The sequence below is a fragment of the Caballeronia sp. J97 genome (genome assembly GCF_905220305.1).
Taxonomy (GTDB): Bacteria; Pseudomonadota; Gammaproteobacteria; order Burkholderiales; family Burkholderiaceae; genus Caballeronia.
This window is the reverse complement of sequence record NZ_CAJMZL010000022.1, coordinates 34,270-49,464: the sequence shown is the minus strand read 5'-3', so window position 1 is coordinate 49,464 and position 15,195 is coordinate 34,270. Positions and strand designations below refer to the sequence as shown.

At 64.6% G+C, this 15,195-nt stretch carries 15 protein-coding genes and 1 riboswitch; of the genes, 11 read left to right on the top strand and 4 right to left on the bottom strand.

Going from position 1 to position 15,195, the window contains the following annotated elements; all coding sequences use genetic code 11:
• Nucleotides 1-364 precede the first annotated feature (364 nt).
• On the top strand, nt 365-562 hold the full coding sequence (locus tag U4Y90_RS24500) for a hypothetical protein (RefSeq protein ID WP_250513033.1): 198 nt from the start codon (nt 365-367) through the stop codon (nt 560-562).
• A gap of 75 nt (nt 563-637) precedes the next feature.
• Here U4Y90_RS24500 and U4Y90_RS24495 read toward each other — a convergent pair whose 3' ends face one another.
• Nucleotides 638-1,018 carry a hypothetical protein gene (locus tag U4Y90_RS24495; RefSeq protein WP_321798412.1) on the bottom strand — a complete coding sequence of 127 codons (381 nt, stop codon included), beginning with the start codon at nt 1,016-1,018 and terminating at the stop codon, nt 638-640.
• A 226-nt stretch (nt 1,019-1,244) separates the two neighbouring features.
• Here U4Y90_RS24495 and glpK point away from each other — a divergent pair, with 226 nt between their 5' ends.
• Together glpK and ribB are read left to right on the top strand one after the other, a co-directional pair.
• Nucleotides 1,245-2,741: a glycerol kinase GlpK gene (glpK, locus tag U4Y90_RS24490; protein ID WP_321798410.1), complete on the top strand. Its 1,497-nt coding sequence runs from the start codon at nt 1,245-1,247 to the stop codon at nt 2,739-2,741.
• 115 nt (nt 2,742-2,856) lie between these two features.
• Nucleotides 2,857-3,020: riboswitch (FMN riboswitch) on the top strand.
• Between the two features lie 151 nt (nt 3,021-3,171).
• Nucleotides 3,172-3,906: a 3,4-dihydroxy-2-butanone-4-phosphate synthase gene (ribB, locus tag U4Y90_RS24485; RefSeq protein ID WP_321798409.1), complete on the top strand. Its 735-nt coding sequence runs from the start codon at nt 3,172-3,174 to the stop codon at nt 3,904-3,906.
• Nucleotides 3,907-3,918: 12 nt separating this feature from the next.
• On the opposite strand, the gene U4Y90_RS24480 is transcribed toward ribB, so the two are convergent.
• From U4Y90_RS24480 to U4Y90_RS24470, 3 genes are read right to left on the bottom strand one after another with little or no spacing between them, the layout of a single operon-like run.
• Nucleotides 3,919-4,605 (bottom strand): HAD family hydrolase, encoded by a 687-nt coding sequence (locus U4Y90_RS24480; protein WP_321798408.1) that lies wholly within the window; start codon nt 4,603-4,605, stop codon nt 3,919-3,921.
• A gap of 37 nt (nt 4,606-4,642) precedes the next feature.
• Complete coding sequence (locus U4Y90_RS24475; RefSeq protein ID WP_321798407.1) at nt 4,643-5,821, bottom strand: MFS transporter; 1,179 nt, start codon at nt 5,819-5,821, stop codon at nt 4,643-4,645.
• Between the two features lie 12 nt (nt 5,822-5,833).
• On the bottom strand, nt 5,834-6,217 hold the full coding sequence (locus U4Y90_RS24470) for a VOC family protein (protein ID WP_321798406.1): 384 nt from the start codon (nt 6,215-6,217) through the stop codon (nt 5,834-5,836).
• Between the two features lie 112 nt (nt 6,218-6,329).
• Here U4Y90_RS24470 and U4Y90_RS24465 point away from each other — a divergent pair, with 112 nt between their 5' ends.
• The 8 genes from U4Y90_RS24465 (at nt 6,330) to glyQ (ending at nt 15,183) form a co-directional block, all read left to right on the top strand.
• The gene (locus U4Y90_RS24465) at nt 6,330-7,313 is read left to right on the top strand and encodes a LysR family transcriptional regulator (RefSeq protein WP_321798504.1); all 984 of its coding nucleotides are present in this window, start codon (nt 6,330-6,332) and stop codon (nt 7,311-7,313) included.
• A gap of 100 nt (nt 7,314-7,413) precedes the next feature.
• Nucleotides 7,414-8,775, top strand: a complete 1,362-nt coding sequence (gene miaB, locus U4Y90_RS24460; protein ID WP_321798404.1) for a tRNA (N6-isopentenyl adenosine(37)-C2)-methylthiotransferase MiaB — start codon at nt 7,414-7,416, stop codon at nt 8,773-8,775.
• A gap of 21 nt (nt 8,776-8,796) precedes the next feature.
• On the top strand, nt 8,797-9,915 hold the full coding sequence (locus U4Y90_RS24455; protein WP_321798402.1) for a PhoH family protein: 1,119 nt from the start codon (nt 8,797-8,799) through the stop codon (nt 9,913-9,915).
• Entirely contained in the window at nt 9,912-10,376 is a 465-nt protein-coding gene (gene ybeY / locus U4Y90_RS24450) for an rRNA maturation RNase YbeY (protein ID WP_321798400.1), read from the top strand. The genes U4Y90_RS24455 and ybeY overlap by 4 nt, the downstream gene beginning before the upstream one ends.
• A 35-nt stretch (nt 10,377-10,411) precedes the next feature.
• Entirely contained in the window at nt 10,412-11,104 is a 693-nt protein-coding gene (locus U4Y90_RS24445; RefSeq protein ID WP_321798398.1) for a gamma-glutamylcyclotransferase, read from the top strand.
• A 199-nt stretch (nt 11,105-11,303) separates the two neighbouring features.
• Nucleotides 11,304-12,209: an HlyC/CorC family transporter gene (locus U4Y90_RS24440; RefSeq protein ID WP_321798397.1), complete on the top strand. Its 906-nt coding sequence runs from the start codon at nt 11,304-11,306 to the stop codon at nt 12,207-12,209.
• 80 nt (nt 12,210-12,289) lie between these two features.
• A complete protein-coding gene (gene lnt / locus U4Y90_RS24435; protein ID WP_321798395.1) occupies nt 12,290-13,981 on the top strand; it encodes an apolipoprotein N-acyltransferase in 1,692 nt (563 codons plus the stop codon).
• Between the two features lie 182 nt (nt 13,982-14,163).
• Nucleotides 14,164-15,183: a glycine--tRNA ligase subunit alpha gene (glyQ, locus tag U4Y90_RS24430; protein ID WP_321798393.1), complete on the top strand. Its 1,020-nt coding sequence runs from the start codon at nt 14,164-14,166 to the stop codon at nt 15,181-15,183.
• The last annotated feature ends 12 nt before the right edge of the window (nt 15,184-15,195 follow it).

Sequence of the window (15,195 nt, the reverse complement as noted above, 5' to 3'; positions counted from 1 at the left end):
CAAATTCATTTATCGTATAAATTAATGAAATTCGCGCATGAATAATGCGCTCGCGATCGCCTGAGCCGCGTTCTCCGAACTGGCGCTTGTTTGTGTGCGCCGCCGCACGAACCTCAAGTGAATTCTGCGAATTTCGGTCTTCGATGACCCGCTTCCGAGGCCGCCAAAAGTCAAAGCCAAAATTTTCAACAGGGATTTGGCACTTGTCAGACGCTTGCCTACAATCCCAATTCCCGGCATTCGCAGTACAAAATCAACGCGTGTGCCCGGCGATTTTTCAGTTTCCCCGTACAACGTTTCGAAGCAAAAAGATCCGGCTTACAAAGCCGGCTGCTTATGCCGTTCGGTCGTCATGGAGAACACAATGCTGAGTCCGCACGAATTTGCCACGCTGCTACTGGTTCAGGAAGCGCCCAATCAAGTCGATATGGAACGCGAAGAGCTCGACGCTCTGCTCGAACGTCAACTCGTCCAACTCGAAAATCTCGCATCCGGACGCCAGCAATGGCGCCTCACCGCTACCGGTGATTCCACCGTCAAGGCTTTCAAGCGTTTCTCGTAGCACACGCAGCAGGACTCAGGACGCGGCCGGGGCCGCGTCTGCTTTCTCTCCTCTCGTACCTCTCGTCAAATCGTTTCAGCCGGCGCGTAATGTCGGGTCGACAGCCGCGCGCCAGCTCAGCGCCTGCGCGCGCTGATCCAGGAAGAAGTTCGCCCATGCGCTTTGCGCCTCGGGGCCGGGACTCGCCCGCCAGGCTCGATACCGCTCGGCGATCGACGCCTGGAAGGCGCAGAAGCGCTCCCTCGACAATCCGCCGCGCCGTTCGGCCACATAGGCATCGTAAAAGGTCGAGTAGACCGATTGCGCGTCCGCGCCGTAGTCGACGGGAGACGTTCCGCACATGCCCTGCAACGCATCGAACGACGGCGCGCCCATCGAGCCGTCCAGACTGGGCGTGCCCACGCAGCCCGCCAGCAGCGCCGCGCCCAACACGCCGGAAACCAGCAACGTTCGCATCACACTCACCCTTCTATCGATTTCGTGGCGCCAGTATCGGACGAACGGAAGCGTCGCGCCACTCGGCCGAACGGCATAGGCCAAACGACGTTCGAATGACCGGCGTCGTTCGGCCTATGCCATTCGGTCAGGTTGTCCGCGTAGCCTCGCTCCGATAGATTGCTCAAACGGATGTCGCCTCTCGCTTGCGTGAAGGCATCGATGTCCGCCCGAACCGGAGGAGACCATGCAGGATCAGTACGTTCTCGCGCTCGACCAGGGCACCACGAGCTCACGGGCCATGCTGTTCGACAGAAACGGCAATATCGTGTCGATGGCGCAGAAGGAGTTCCAGCAGATCTATCCTCAAGCGGGCTGGGTCGAGCACGATCCGCAGGAGATCTGGTCGACGCAGGCCGGCGTCGCCGCCGAAGCCGTCACACGCGCCGGGGCAAGCGCCGCATCGATCGCTGCGGTCGGCATCACGAATCAGCGCGAAACCACGATCGTCTGGGACCGCGAAACGGGCAAGCCGGTTCATAACGCGATCGTCTGGCAGGACCGCCGCACCGCTGGCTTCTGCGACGAACTCAAGGCGCGCGGCCTCGAAGCGATGGTGCGCGCGAAGACAGGCTTGCCCATCGACGCATATTTCTCGGCAACGAAGATCCGCTGGATTCTCGACAACGTCGAAGGCGCGCGCGACAAGGCGAAGCAAGGACGGCTCGCGTTCGGCACGGTGGATAGCTGGCTCGTGTGGAATTTCACGCGGCACGGCATGCATATCACCGACATCACGAACGCGTCGCGCACCATGCTATTCAACATCCACGAACGGCGCTGGGACGACGAACTGCTCGACGCGCTCGACATCCCTCGCAGCATGCTGCCCGAAGTACGCACGTCGTCGGAGGTTTACGGCAGCACACAAGGCACGGTGTTCGCCGCCGACGTCCCGCTCGCATCGCTCGCCGGCGATCAGCACGCCGCGCTCTTCGGCCAGATGTGCACCGACTCCGGCATGGTGAAAAACACCTACGGCACAGGCTGCTTTCTTGTCATGAACACGGGCGACAAGCCGATCGAGTCGCGCAACAACCTCGTTACGACCATCGCGTGGCAGATCGGCGATCAGATCAACTATGCGCTCGAAGGCAGCATCTTCATCGCGGGCGCGGTCGTTCAATGGTTGCGCGACGGCCTTGGCCTCATCCGGCGCGCGAGCGAAGTCGAGACGCTCGCGCGCGGCGTGCCTCACAGCGACGGCGTCTATCTCGTGCCGGCGTTCGCCGGGCTCGGCGCGCCGCACTGGAACGCGCGCGCACGCGGCACGCTCTTCGGCGTCACGCGCGGGACGACATCGAGTCATATCGCGCGGGCGGCGCTCGAATCGATCGCCTATCAGTCGCTCGACGTTCTCAAGGCGATGGAAGCGGACTCGGGCATGCGCATCGGCGAATTGCGCGTCGATGGCGGCGCCTGCGCGAACGACCTGCTGATGCAGTTTCAGGCCGACATACTCGGCGTCGATGTCGCGCGCCCGCGCATCGCGGAAACGACGGCGCTCGGCGCGGCCTATCTGGCCGGGCTCGCGGTCGGTTACTGGAAGGATGTCGACGAACTCAAGGCGCAATGGCAACTGGAACGGCGATTCACGCCATCGATGCCGAAGCGGGAAATCGACTCGTGTCTCGCCGGATGGCAACGCGCGGTAAGCGCGGCAAAAGCATGGGCCGATAGCTGACGCAGCCTCCCTGCCGGTGTCGTTTTTCGCCGTTCTGCGCCATGCGGCAGTGCAAAAACCGCCGACGTGCTGTATCCTAAAAAGGCTGGCGATCCTTTGCGCTTGCCGGCATTCAGTACGTCTTCAGGGCGGGGTGTAATTCCCCACCGGCGGTATGTGGCGAGGCTTTTCGGCCGGACCACGAGCCCGCGAGCGCCCGCGCGAGAACTTTGCGCGGGGTCAGCAGATCTGGTGAGAAGCCAGAGCCGACGGTCATAGTCCGGATGAGAGAAGATGTGCAGATGGTCATGTCCGTTCCCCTTGGCGAGTCCGGCATCACGCCGAACCGGACGACGCCGCGCCTGCCGGCGCGTCGCCGTGGGGTGCCGTTCTGTCTGTTTGCAATGCCCTGAAACGTTTTTCGCCTAATTTTCCCGCGAGAGCGTTTCACATGTCCCAGACCCCAGCTTCCAGCCTGTCGTTCGCCGCACCCGCCGTCATCGCCGACGACGCCTTTGCGGATCTTCCCCAACTCGCTTCGTCCCAGGTTCCGCCGCGCATCGCCGCCGCGCTCGACGCCATGCGCGAAGGCCGCCCGGTCGTGCTGCAGGACGATGACGATCGCGAGAACGAAGCCGATCTGATCGTCGCCGCCGAGAAACTCACCGATGCCACCATGGCGCTTCTGATTCGCGAATGCAGCGGCATCGTGTGCCTGTGTCTGCCTGACAACACAGTGCGTGCGCTCGAACTTCCGCCGATGGCCGCGGCCAACGGCAGCCGCTACGGCACGGCGTTCACGGTTTCGATCGAAGCGCGCGAAGGCGTGACGACCGGCGTCTCGGCGGCGGATCGCGTGACGACGATCCGCGCGGCCATCGCCGATCATGCGAAACCCCGCGATATCGTGCGGCCCGGCCACGTCTTCCCGCTGCGCGCGATGCCGGGCGGCGTGCTCGCGCGGCGCGGCCACACCGAAGGCACGGTCGATCTGGCGATTCTCGCCGGCCTCAAGCCCGCGGGCGTGCTGTGCGAACTGATGAACGCCGACGGCACGATGACACGCGGCGCGCAGGTCGAGCGTTTCGCGAAGGAACACGGCCTGCCGATGCTGACCATCGCGGAACTGGTCGAATTCCGCGCCGCGCTCGCAGCGGCACGCGAGACAGTGGAAGAAGCCGCCTGAGGCTGAAGGCGCTCAGGACAGCACGTCGCCGAAATCGCCGCGCACGCCCGCCGCAACGAGCGCGGGCAGTTCGTCCATGTGCTCCATGATTCGCGTGATGCCGGTTTCGCGCAGCACCTGCGCGTAGCCGGACGGAATATGGCTCGCGCCGACGAACGCGATGGTCTTCATGCCCGCCGCGCGCGCCGCGGTCAATCCGGCGATGCTGTCCTCCACGACGAGGCAACGCTCGGGCGCGACATCGAGCGTGCGCGCTGCGAGCAGATAGACGTCGGGATAAGGCTTCGGCCGCGCGACCTGCTGTGCGCTGAACACCCGCGCGCCGACGATCTCATCCAGCCCGGCGCGCCGCACCGAAACGCGCACGCGCTCCATGCGGCTGTTCGACACCACCGCCACGGGCAGGCCGCAGCCTTCCAGCGCCGCGCGCACGCCGGCGATCGGCCCGACCGAGCGCGCGAGTTCCACTGAAACGCGCGCCTCGATCGTATCGACGAAATTCGGCGGCATCACGATGCCGAACTTCGTTTCGAGATAGGTCAGGAAGCGCGACGTCTGCTGTCCGAAAGCCGTCTTGACGGCCGGTTTGAAGTCGATGCCGGGAAACGTCTCGGTGAGCACGTCCAGCATCACGCGATCCGCGATGACTTCGCTATCGACGAGCACGCCGTCGCAATCGCAGATGAGATGATCGATCATGTTGGCTCGAATTACGTTGAGCCAACATGATAAGCGCTCAGCAAGCGTCGGCTGCTTTTACTTCGGATGTAACGCGCGGCGCATCGAGCCGCGCGGCGAACCAGGTCACCGCAAGCGCGCCGAGCGCGACCACTGCCGCGGCCCACGGGAGCGCATCCAGCCCGTGGCCGTGCGTCAGCACCGCGCCGCCGAGCCACGCGCCGCCCGCATTGCCGACGTTGAACGCGCCGATATTGAGCGTCGACGCGAGATTCGGCGCATCCTTCGCCTTCTCGACGACGCGTGCCTGCAACGGCGGCACCGTCGCGAACGCCGCGATGCCCCACACGAAAATCGTCAGGATCGCGCCGATCTGGCTGTGGCTCGTCTTCGCGAACACCGCCATCACGATGGCGAGCGCGAACAGGATGCCCATCAGCGAAGGCATCAGCGCGCGGTCCGCGAGCTTGCCGCCGATCGTATTGCCGATCGTCAGCCCGATGCCGAACAGCACCAGAATCAGCGTGACGGCGCGCGGCGAGAAGCCGCCCACCTGTTCGAGGATCGGCGCGATATAGGTGAACACGACGAACACGCCGCCGAAACCGAGCACGGTCATCGTGAGCGCGAGCCAGACCTGGCCGTCGCGCAGCACGCGCACTTCTTGTCCCAGGCCGCTCGGCGCGACATCGTGCCGGTTCGGCACGAGCGCGGTCACGCCGAGCGCGGAGAGCACGCCCAGACCGGCGACGATCCAGAACGTCGCGCGCCACCCCAGTTCCTGACCGACGAATGTCCCGAACGGCACGCCCAGCACGTTCGCGAGCGTGAGGCCGGTGAACATCAGGGCGATGGCGCTCGCGCGCTTGTCCGCGGGCACGAGCGAGGCCGCCACGACCGCGCCGATGCCGAAGAACGAGCCATGCGCGAACGACGTCACGACGCGCGCGGCCATCAGCAAACCGTAGCTCGGCGCGACCGCGCACAGCACGTTGCCCACGATGAACACGAGCATCAGCAATTGCAGCCCGAGCTTGCGCGGCAGCTTGCTCGTCAGCACGGCGAGCAACGGCGCGCCGACCGCGACGCCGAGGGCGTAGCCGGTGACGAGCAGGCCCGCCGACGGAATCGACACGGAAAGATCGCGCGCGACGTTGGGCAACAGGCCCATGATGACGAACTCCGTCGTGCCGATGGCGAACGCGCTGATCGCCAGCGCGAGAAGGGGAAGAGGCATGATGACTCCAGATCAGGATTGAGCAGTCACGAATTCGACGACCACGCCGGGCGCCAGCCGCACGAAGAGTTGAAGCTCGCGGGCGAGCGGCACTTCGGCGGTTTGATATGCATAGCCGTGACAATCGAGACGTTCGGACAGCGCGCGCCACTCGGCCGCGTCGTCGATGCGCAGCGCCAGATGGTCGATGCGCGTCGCGCCCGGCCCTCCGGCCGACGCCGGTCCGGCCGCACCCGATGCGATCAGATGCACCGCAGGCCGCGCGCCGAGATACAGCCAGTAACCGCCGATGCCGAACGGCGGGCGCGGCCCCACCCGCATTCCGGCGATATCGACGAAAAAGCGCATGAGCGCATCGCAATCGGGCGCGACGAGGGTGACGTGGTCGAGTTGCATGAGGTGATTGCTCTTCGAGGGTTTACGCTTAAGTCGGATTTTGTGGCTCGCGCAGTTTTTTGAGAATTGGTCTACGCTTTGAATCATTATCAAAGCGGATTTGAAAATGACGATGGATCGGCTCGGCGACATGCGCCTTTTCGTGGAAGCGGCGACTGCGGGCAGTCTGTCGGCGGCGGGGCGCAAGCTCGGACTGTCGCCGGCGGCGGCGAGCGCGCGACTCATCAAGCTGGAAAAGGCGTTGCACGCGCGGCTCTTCGAGCGCACGACGCGCCAGTTGCGCGTCACGGACGAAGGCCGCGTGTATCTGCAGCATTGCCGGATCGCGCTGCAAGCGATCGACGACGCCGAAGCCGCGCTGCAAGCGGGGCAGAACGTCGTGCGCGGCAAGGTGCGCATCTCGGCGACATCGAATTTCGGACGCTCGATGCTGCGCGGCTGGCTCGACGAATTCAGTGCGCTGCATCCGGACGTGAAGTTCGCGCTGACACTTTCGGATTCGGTGTCGAATCTGCTGCAGGAGGAAATCGATCTCGCGATCCGCTTCGGCGCGCCGCCCGACAGCGGACTCGCCGCCCGCTCGCTCGCGCCGAATCGCCGGGTGTTGTGCGCGTCGCCCGACTATCTCGCGCGCAAAGGCGCACCGAAAACACCCGCCGATCTGATCGGGCACGATTTCGTCGTCGTGGTCACGGCGAACGGTCCGCTCAACGAGTTCCAATTCGTGCGCGGCGACGAGCGTTACGCCTACACGATCCCGCTGGCGGACGCCTGGGAGACCAACGACGGCGCAATGACCCGCGCGTGGGCGCTCGCCGGCCACGGCATCGCGCATAAATCGATCTGGGATATCGCCGCCGACGTGCGCGCCGGCACGCTCGAGATGGTGCTGCCCGACTGGTGCACGCACGAAGCCGCCGTGCACGCCCTCTTTCATGCGAACCGTTATATGGCGCCGCGCGTGCGCGTGCTGCTGGACTTTCTGGTCGAGCGTTTTCGGACGACGACAGATGAATTGCTCGGCGAGCTGGCCTATCCGCCCGACAAGCGCGCCGCGGCGTCAGGAATGGCCGCCGGCGCTATAATATCGGGCTAAATTACAGTAAAAAGCGGGCAGATCGCTGTAGAAACGGTCCGCAAATCCTTCAATCTCTTACCAGCGCCCCCAGATTAACCACTGCGACCGGCGACGATTCATGACCAAGAAAGTTTATGTAAAGACCTTCGGCTGCCAGATGAACGAGTACGACTCCGACAAGATGGTCGACGTGCTCGGCGCGGCGGAAGGACTCGTCAAGACGGACACGCCCGAAGACGCGGACGTCATTCTGTTCAACACGTGCTCGGTGCGCGAAAAGGCCCAGGAGAAAGTGTTCTCCGATCTCGGCCGCGTGCGCGAGCTGAAGGAAGCGAACCCGAATCTGCTGATCGGCGTCGGCGGCTGCGTCGCGAGCCAGGAAGGCGCGTCGATCGTCGCGCGCGCGCCGTATGTCGATCTCGTGTTCGGCCCGCAGACGCTGCATCGCCTGCCCGCGATGATCGATCAGCGACGCGCCACCGGCCGCGCGCAGGTCGACATCACGTTCCCGGAAATCGAGAAGTTCGATCATCTGCCGCCCGCGCGCGTCGAGGGTCCGAGCGCGTTCGTGTCGATCATGGAAGGCTGCTCGAAATATTGCAGCTACTGCGTCGTGCCCTACACGCGCGGCGAGGAAGTCTCCCGCCCGCTCGATGACGTGCTCACCGAAATCGCCGGCCTCGCCGATCAGGGCGTGCGCGAAGTCACGCTGCTCGGTCAGAACGTGAACGCTTATCGAGGCGCGCTGACGCTCGGTTCGCATGAAATCGCGGACTTCGCGACGCTCATCGAGTATGTCGCGGAGGTGCCGGGCATCGAACGCATCCGGTATACGACGTCGCATCCGAAGGAATTCACGCAGCGGCTCATCGACACTTACGCGAAAGTGCCGAAGCTCGTCTCGCATCTGCATTTGCCGGTGCAGCACGGCTCGGACCGCATTCTGATGGCGATGAAGCGCGGCTACACCGTGCTCGAATACAAGTCGGTCATTCGCAAGCTGCGCGCGATCCGCCCGGACTTGTCGCTGTCGACGGACTTCATCGTCGGCTTCCCCGGCGAGACCGAGGACGATTTCAACAAGATGATGGCGCTCGTCGACGAGATGAGCTACGACACGAGCTTCTCGTTCATCTACAGTCCGCGCCCCGGCACGCCCGCCGCGAATCTGCACGACGACACGCCGCGCGAAGTCAAGCTCAAGCGGCTGCAACATCTGCAGGCGACGATCGAGGCAAACGTGCAGCGCATCAGCGAATCGATGGTCGGCCGTGTCGAGCGTATTCTGGTCGAACGCCCCGCGCGCAAGGATCCGAACGAGCTCGCCGGGCGCACGCAGAACAACCGCGTCGTCAATTTCCCCGCACCGGCCGAGTCGCACGCACGGCTGATCGGCCAGATGATCGACGTGAAGATCGTGCATGCGTATCCGCACTCGCTGCGCGGCGAGCTGGTCATGGCGGCCGAGCTGACGCACTAAAGACAGGAACTCAAGTTCACTTTGAAGAACGCTCCTACGCAGCATCTGGAATTCACCGCGCCGCGCGAAGACAACGCGCGGCTCGCCAACCTCTGCGGCCCGCTGGATGAAAACCTGCGGCAGATCGAGCAGGCGCTCGACGTGACGCTCTCTCGGCGCGGCCACAAGATCGCGATTCGCGGCCGTGGCGCGAAAGTCGCGCTCGCCGCGCTCGAAAACTTCTACAACCGCGCGCGCGATCCGATTTCCGTCGACGACATTCAGCTCGCGCTGGTCGAGGCGCGTCACGCGACGCGACGCGCGAGGGAAGCGCGCGAAGCCGACGGCGAGGAAGGCGAAGTCGATCCGCGTTTTCGCGGCGACCCGGATCATCCGTTCGATGAACCGAGCGCGACGATCGACCTCGGCGAGGACGAAGACCACGGTCCGAAGCTCTACACGCGTCGCGCCGATCTGCGCGGCCGCACGCCCGCGCAGCGCGAGTATCTGAAGCAGATCATCGCGCACGACGTGACGTTCGGCATCGGGCCGGCGGGCACGGGCAAGACGTATCTCGCGGTCGCGTGCGCGGTCGATGCCCTGGAGCGCGATCAGGTCAAACGCATCGTGCTGACGCGGCCGGCCGTCGAAGCGGGCGAGCGGCTCGGCTTTCTGCCGGGCGATCTCGCGCAAAAGGTCGATCCGTATCTGCGCCCGCTTTACGACGCGCTCTACGATCTGCTCGGCTTCGACAAGACAGCGAAGATGTTCGAGCGCCAGATGATCGAAATCGCGCCGCTCGCCTACATGCGCGGACGCACGCTGAATCACGCATTCATCATCCTCGACGAGGCGCAAAACACCACGCCCGAGCAGATGAAGATGTTCCTCACGCGTATCGGCTTCGGCTCGAAGGCGGTCGTCACCGGCGATACGACGCAGGTCGACCTGCCGCGCGGCCACAAGAGCGGGCTGATCGAGGCGCAGCACGTGCTGTCGGAGGTGCGCGGCATCGCGATTACTCATTTCACGTCGGCGGACGTGGTGCGGCATCCGCTCGTCGCGCGCATCGTGGAGGCGTACGACGCGCAGTCGCAGAAGGATGCGGCGCTCGCCGAGGCCGCGCGCGCCGCGCAGCAGCAATCGCCGAAGCCCGAATGATGCCGCGCCTCACCCTGACCTTGCAGTTCCCGGCGGCGAAGGCTTATCCGTCGCACAAGGCGATCCTGCCGCGCGCGACGGTCGCGCGCTGGATCAAGGCATCGCTCTTCGCCGATGCCGAGCTGACCGTGCGCTTCGTCGACGAGGAAGAAGGGCGGATGCTCAACCGCACGTATCGGCAGAAGGATTACGCGACGAACGTCCTCACGTTCGCCTACGCGGAATCGGAGGACGATCCCGTCGCGGGCGACCTGATCCTGTGCTGCCCGGTGGTCGAGCGCGAGGCGGCCGAACAGGGCAAGCCGCTCGCCGCGCACTACGCGCATCTGATCGTCCACGGCACGCTCCATGCGCAGGGCTATGACCACGAAGTCGAAAGCGAAGCGCAAGAGATGGAATCCATCGAGACGGATATCATGCAGTCTCTGGGATTTTCCGATCCTTACGTGCCGTCGACCTGAAGCCGGTCCGATGCCCTCGATGTCCTGAACGCGCCGTGAACGACAAGCTTCCCGACCCCACGCAACCCGCAACGCCCCAAGCCGAACCGACGCCCGCGCCCTGTCCGGACTATCCGCCCGCGCTCGGCGAATCCGCGCTGCTGACCGACGAGGAACTCGCGGCGTCGCGCGAGGCGGCGCTCGTTCACTGGGATCGCAAGTCAGACTTGTGGCTGTTCGGCTATGGCTCGCTGATCTGGAACCCCGGCCTGCCGACCCTCGAAGCCGTGCGCGGCAAGGTACACGGCTACCATCGCGGGCTCTATCTATGGTCGCGCGTGAATCGCGGCACGCCGGAGCAGCCGGGCCTCGTGCTCGCGCTCGATCGCGGCGGATCGTGCACCGGCATGGCGTTCCGGCTCGCGGGCGCCGATGCCGTCGAGCACCTGCAGGTGCTGTGGCGACGCGAAATGGCGATGGCGTCGTACCGGCCCGCGTGGCTGCCCTGCACGCTCGCGGACGGACGGCGCGTCGACGCGCTCGCGTTCGTCATGCGCCGGGATGCGACTTCCTATACGGGCAAACTCGCCGATCCGATCGTGCGCACCGTGCTCGGCTGCGCGAGCGGGCGCTACGGCACGACGCTGGACTACGTCAGCCGGACGGTCGAGGCGTTGCGCGAAAGCGGAATGCCGGATCGGGCGCTGGAGTCGCTGCTGAAGCGGTGCCAGGCGCAGGGCAATAAATGACGCGCGTGCTTTTTGCATCTGTATGACATTCGCGCGGCGCATCTGCCGTTTGGCCGATGCTCGCGGCCGGACACACTTCTCGCATATTTATCGGCTAGCATGGCTCATGACATGCGCGCCGCCACGCAGCCCGCATTTTGCCTTGGTGTATGCTTAACTTTCCGCTAACCCGCGCCCGGGAACTCCCGGGCGCTCCGCTATGAACGAACCCTATCCCAGTCGACGCCACACCGACAAACCGCAGGAAAAGCGCTCGCTTCTCGAACGCTTGACCGATTTCATCTCGCACGAGCCCGAATCGCGCGACGAACTTCTCGAAGTGCTTCAGGACGCGCACGAGCGCAATCTGCTCGACGCAGATTCGCTCTCGATGATCGAAGGCGTCTTCCAGGTGTCCGATCTTTGCGCGCGCGACATCATGGTTCCGCGCGCCCAGATGGACGCAATCAACATCGCGGAAACGCCCGCCGAATTCATCCCCTTCGTGCTCGAAAAAGCACACTCGCGCTATCCCGTGTACGAAGGCAATCGCGACAACGTCATCGGCGTGCTGCTCGCCAAGGACCTGCTGCGCTATTACGCCGAAGAAGAATTCGACGTGCGCGGCATGCTGCGCCCCGCCGTCTTCATCCCCGAATCGAAGCGCCTGAACGTGCTGCTGCACGACTTCCGCGTGAACCGCAATCACATCGCGATCGTCGTCGACGAATACGGCGGCGTCGCGGGTCTCATCACGATCGAGGACGTGCTGGAGCAGATCGTCGGCGACATCGAGGACGAATACGATTTCGACGAGGAAGCCGGCAACATCATCGCGACGCCCGACGGCAAGTATCGCGTGCGCGCGCTGACCGGCATCGAACAGTTCAACGAGGAGTTCGGCACCGATTTCTCCGATGACGAAGTCGACACCATCGGCGGCCTCGTCACGCATCGCTTCGGGCGCGTGCCGCATCGTGGCGAGAAAGTGCGCATCGACGATTTCGCGTTCGAGATCCTGCGCGGCGACGCCCGGCAGATTCACGTTCTTCTCGTGCGGCGCGTGCCGAATCTCGCGCAGCAACATCACCACGCGGGCGACGACGAAGACGAACTGCGCGATTGAGCGCTTCGCGGGCGCCGGCATCGACGGGCGCCCGTCATCATTCGTTTCGCACGCCTTCCGTCTCAACTCGACCGTCATCAATGGCCGATTCATCGTTTCGCTCGCTCTTGCGTCAACGTGACGCGTCCACCGTGTCCGCCACGGCCGCCACGTCCATCTCGCCGCGCGCATTGCCCTTCTGGCATTACCTCGTCGCCGCCGTGCTCGGCGCCGTCAATACGCTCTCCTTCGCGCCGACGCCGCACGGCGGCTGGATCGAACTCGCGATCTTCGCACTGTTCTTCGCGTGGCTCTCGCGCACCAACGGCTGGAAGAGCGCCGCCGCGACCGGCTGGGCGTTCGGCTTCGGCAACTTCGTGACGGGCGTGTGGTGGCTGTACGTCAGCATGCATGTCTACGGCGGCATGGCCGCGCCGCTCGCCGCGGCGGCCGTCGCATTGTTCTCGCTGTATCTCGCGATCTATCCGGCGTTGTCGAGCGTGGTCTGGTCGTTCGTCGCCGGACGCGCGCGCTTCGGCGATGAAGACGCCGCCACCGCGCGCGACATCGAAGCGTCGCCCCGCTATGCGCCGACATGGCACGGCGCGTTTGCATTCGCGAGTGCCTGGGCGCTCGGCGAATGGCTGCGCGGCCTAGTCTTCACCGGCTTTCCATGGCTCGCGAGCGGCTATGCGCAAGTCGACGGGCCGCTCAAGGGCTTCGGCGCGATCGTCGGCGTGTATGGCGTCGGCTGGATGCTGGCGCTCGTGGCCGCGCTGATCGTGCAGGCGCTCTACAACCTGCGTCGCGCGCAGAGTTTGGTCGCGCGCTTCGCGCCGGGCTTCGTGGCGATCGCGCTGATTGTCGCGGGCATGCTGCTCTCGCGCATCGAATGGACGACGCCCGCCAACGCGCCGCTCGATGTGCGTCTCCTGCAAGGCAACGTGAAGCAGGAAATGAAGTTCGAGCAGGCGGGCGTCGATGAATCGCTCGCGCTCTACAAGCGGCTCATCACCGAGAAGCCGGCCGATCTGATCGTCACACCGGAGACTGCGCTGCCGGTGCTGTCGGTGCAGATTCCGCAAGACTTCGCCGTCGCGATCCGCAATTTCGCCGACGATACGAACTCGTCGATTCTCTTCGGCGCGATCGGCGTCACGATTCTCCCCGACGGCCGCGCGACCGATTTCACCAACAGCCTCTTTGGCGTTACGCCGCATGTGAACGGCGTCTATCGCTACGACAAGCATCATCTCGTGCCCTTCGGCGAGTTCGTGCCGCTCGGCTTTCACTGGTTCGTGCGCATGATGGGCATTCCGCTCGGCGATCTCGCGCGCGGGCCGATCGCGCAAAAGGCGTTCATCGTGCACAACCAGCCGGTCGCCGTCGATATCTGCTACGAGGACATCTTCGGCGAAGAGATCGCGCGCACGATCCGCGAGCAGGAAACGCCCGCGGGCATTCTCGTCAACTCGACGAATCTCGCGTGGTTCGGCAACACGATCGCGCTGGACCAGCACCTGCAAATCGCGCGGATGCGATCCGTCGAAACCGGCCGGCCGATGCTGCGCTCGACCAACACCGGCATGACGGCGGTGATCGCGGCCAATGGCGACGTCGTGTCGAAGCTGCCGACCTTCACGACCGGCGTGCTCGAAGCGCGCGTGCAAGGGACCTCGGGCAGCACCCCGTATGTGACGAGCGGGAACATGACGGTGATCGCGGTCTCGCTCATTTTGCTGGCGTTCGGGTTCGCGTTCGCGCCGAACCGGAAACGCCAGACCCGAGCTTGAACATCGGCTGAAACGAAGCCGCGTTGCGCCCGGCGACGCGGCTCGCGCGGCCCGCCTTCCTCCCAAAAAGCCGCACCCGCCCCTCCGTTCGGCTAAAATTCCACGTTTCAGCACTTCGGCCGCGCCTCCGAGTCGCGTCGTCACGACGATGGCCGCGCCGCGTTCGCCCCCAAAAGGCAATCATGCTTACTTTCCAGCAAATCATTCTGACGCTGCAGTCCTACTGGAACGAGAAGGGCTGCGCGCTTCTCCAGCCGATCGACATGGAAGTCGGCGCAGGCACCTCGCACGTCCACACGTTCCTGCGCGCGATCGGCCCGGAGCCGTGGCGCGCGGCCTACGTTCAACCGTCGCGCCGCCCGAAGGACGGCCGCTACGGCGAGAACCCGAACCGCCTGCAGCACTACTATCAGTATCAGGTCGTGCTGAAGCCGGCGCCGGAGAACATTCTCGATCTGTATCTCGGCTCGCTCGAAGCGCTCGGCTTCGATCTGAAGCAGAACGACGTGCGCTTCGTCGAGGACGACTGGGAGAACCCGACGCTCGGCGCATGGGGCCTCGGCTGGGAAGTGTGGCTCAACGGCATGGAAGTCACGCAGTTCACCTACTTCCAGCAGGCGGGCGGCATCGATTGCAAGCCGGTGCTCGGCGAAATCACCTACGGTCTCGAACGCCTCGCGATGTACCTGCAGAAGGTCGAGAACGTGTACGACCTCGTCTGGACCGAGTGGGAAGAAGACGGCCCGAACGGCCGTGTGCTGCGTCAGCTCTCCTACGGCGACGTCTATCACCAGAACGAAGTCGAACAATCCACGTACAACTTCGAGCACGCGAACGTCGATCTGCTCTTCACGTTCTTCAAGAGCTACGAAGAAGAAGCGAAGAAGATGATCGACGCGAAGCTCGCGCTGCCCGCGTATGAGCTCGTGCTGAAGGCCGGCCATACGTTCAATCTGCTCGATGCGCGCGGCGCCATTTCCGTGACGGAGCGCGCGGCGTACATCGGCCGCATTCGCGCGTTGTCGCGCCTCGTCGCGCAGGCCTACTACGATTCGCGTGAAGCGCTCGGCTTCCCGATGCTCGGCAATCCGGTCAAGGGCGATCGCGATCTCGTCAGCGACGAGCAGGAAGCGCAGCGTCCCGCGTGGGCGCCGCCGCTCAGGGTCGAAAGCTCGCCCACGGGCAACAACGAACAGGTTTGACGAGGCTCGACA

What these genes read in the sequence shown, in the direction of transcription:
- U4Y90_RS24500 (WP_250513033.1), top strand. Translation starts at nt 365, where the DNA reads ATGCTGAGTCCGCACGAATTTGCCACGCTGCTACTGGTTCAGGAAGCG.
- ybeY (WP_321798400.1), top strand. Translation starts at nt 9,912, where the DNA reads ATGATGCCGCGCCTCACCCTGACCTTGCAGTTCCCGGCGGCGAAGGCT.
- U4Y90_RS24465 (WP_321798504.1), top strand. Translation starts at nt 6,330, where the DNA reads ATGGATCGGCTCGGCGACATGCGCCTTTTCGTGGAAGCGGCGACTGCG.
- U4Y90_RS24440 (WP_321798397.1), top strand. Translation starts at nt 11,304, where the DNA reads ATGAACGAACCCTATCCCAGTCGACGCCACACCGACAAACCGCAGGAA.
- U4Y90_RS24495 (WP_321798412.1), bottom strand. Translation starts at nt 1,018, where the DNA reads ATGCGAACGTTGCTGGTTTCCGGCGTGTTGGGCGCGGCGCTGCTGGCG.
- U4Y90_RS24470 (WP_321798406.1), bottom strand. Translation starts at nt 6,217, where the DNA reads ATGCAACTCGACCACGTCACCCTCGTCGCGCCCGATTGCGATGCGCTC.
- ribB (WP_321798409.1), top strand. Translation starts at nt 3,172, where the DNA reads ATGTCCCAGACCCCAGCTTCCAGCCTGTCGTTCGCCGCACCCGCCGTC.
- glpK (WP_321798410.1), top strand. Translation starts at nt 1,245, where the DNA reads ATGCAGGATCAGTACGTTCTCGCGCTCGACCAGGGCACCACGAGCTCA.
- U4Y90_RS24475 (WP_321798407.1), bottom strand. Translation starts at nt 5,821, where the DNA reads ATGCCTCTTCCCCTTCTCGCGCTGGCGATCAGCGCGTTCGCCATCGGC.
- miaB (WP_321798404.1), top strand. Translation starts at nt 7,414, where the DNA reads ATGACCAAGAAAGTTTATGTAAAGACCTTCGGCTGCCAGATGAACGAG.
- glyQ (WP_321798393.1), top strand. Translation starts at nt 14,164, where the DNA reads ATGCTTACTTTCCAGCAAATCATTCTGACGCTGCAGTCCTACTGGAAC.
- U4Y90_RS24480 (WP_321798408.1), bottom strand. Translation starts at nt 4,605, where the DNA reads ATGATCGATCATCTCATCTGCGATTGCGACGGCGTGCTCGTCGATAGC.
- lnt (WP_321798395.1), top strand. Translation starts at nt 12,290, where the DNA reads ATGGCCGATTCATCGTTTCGCTCGCTCTTGCGTCAACGTGACGCGTCC.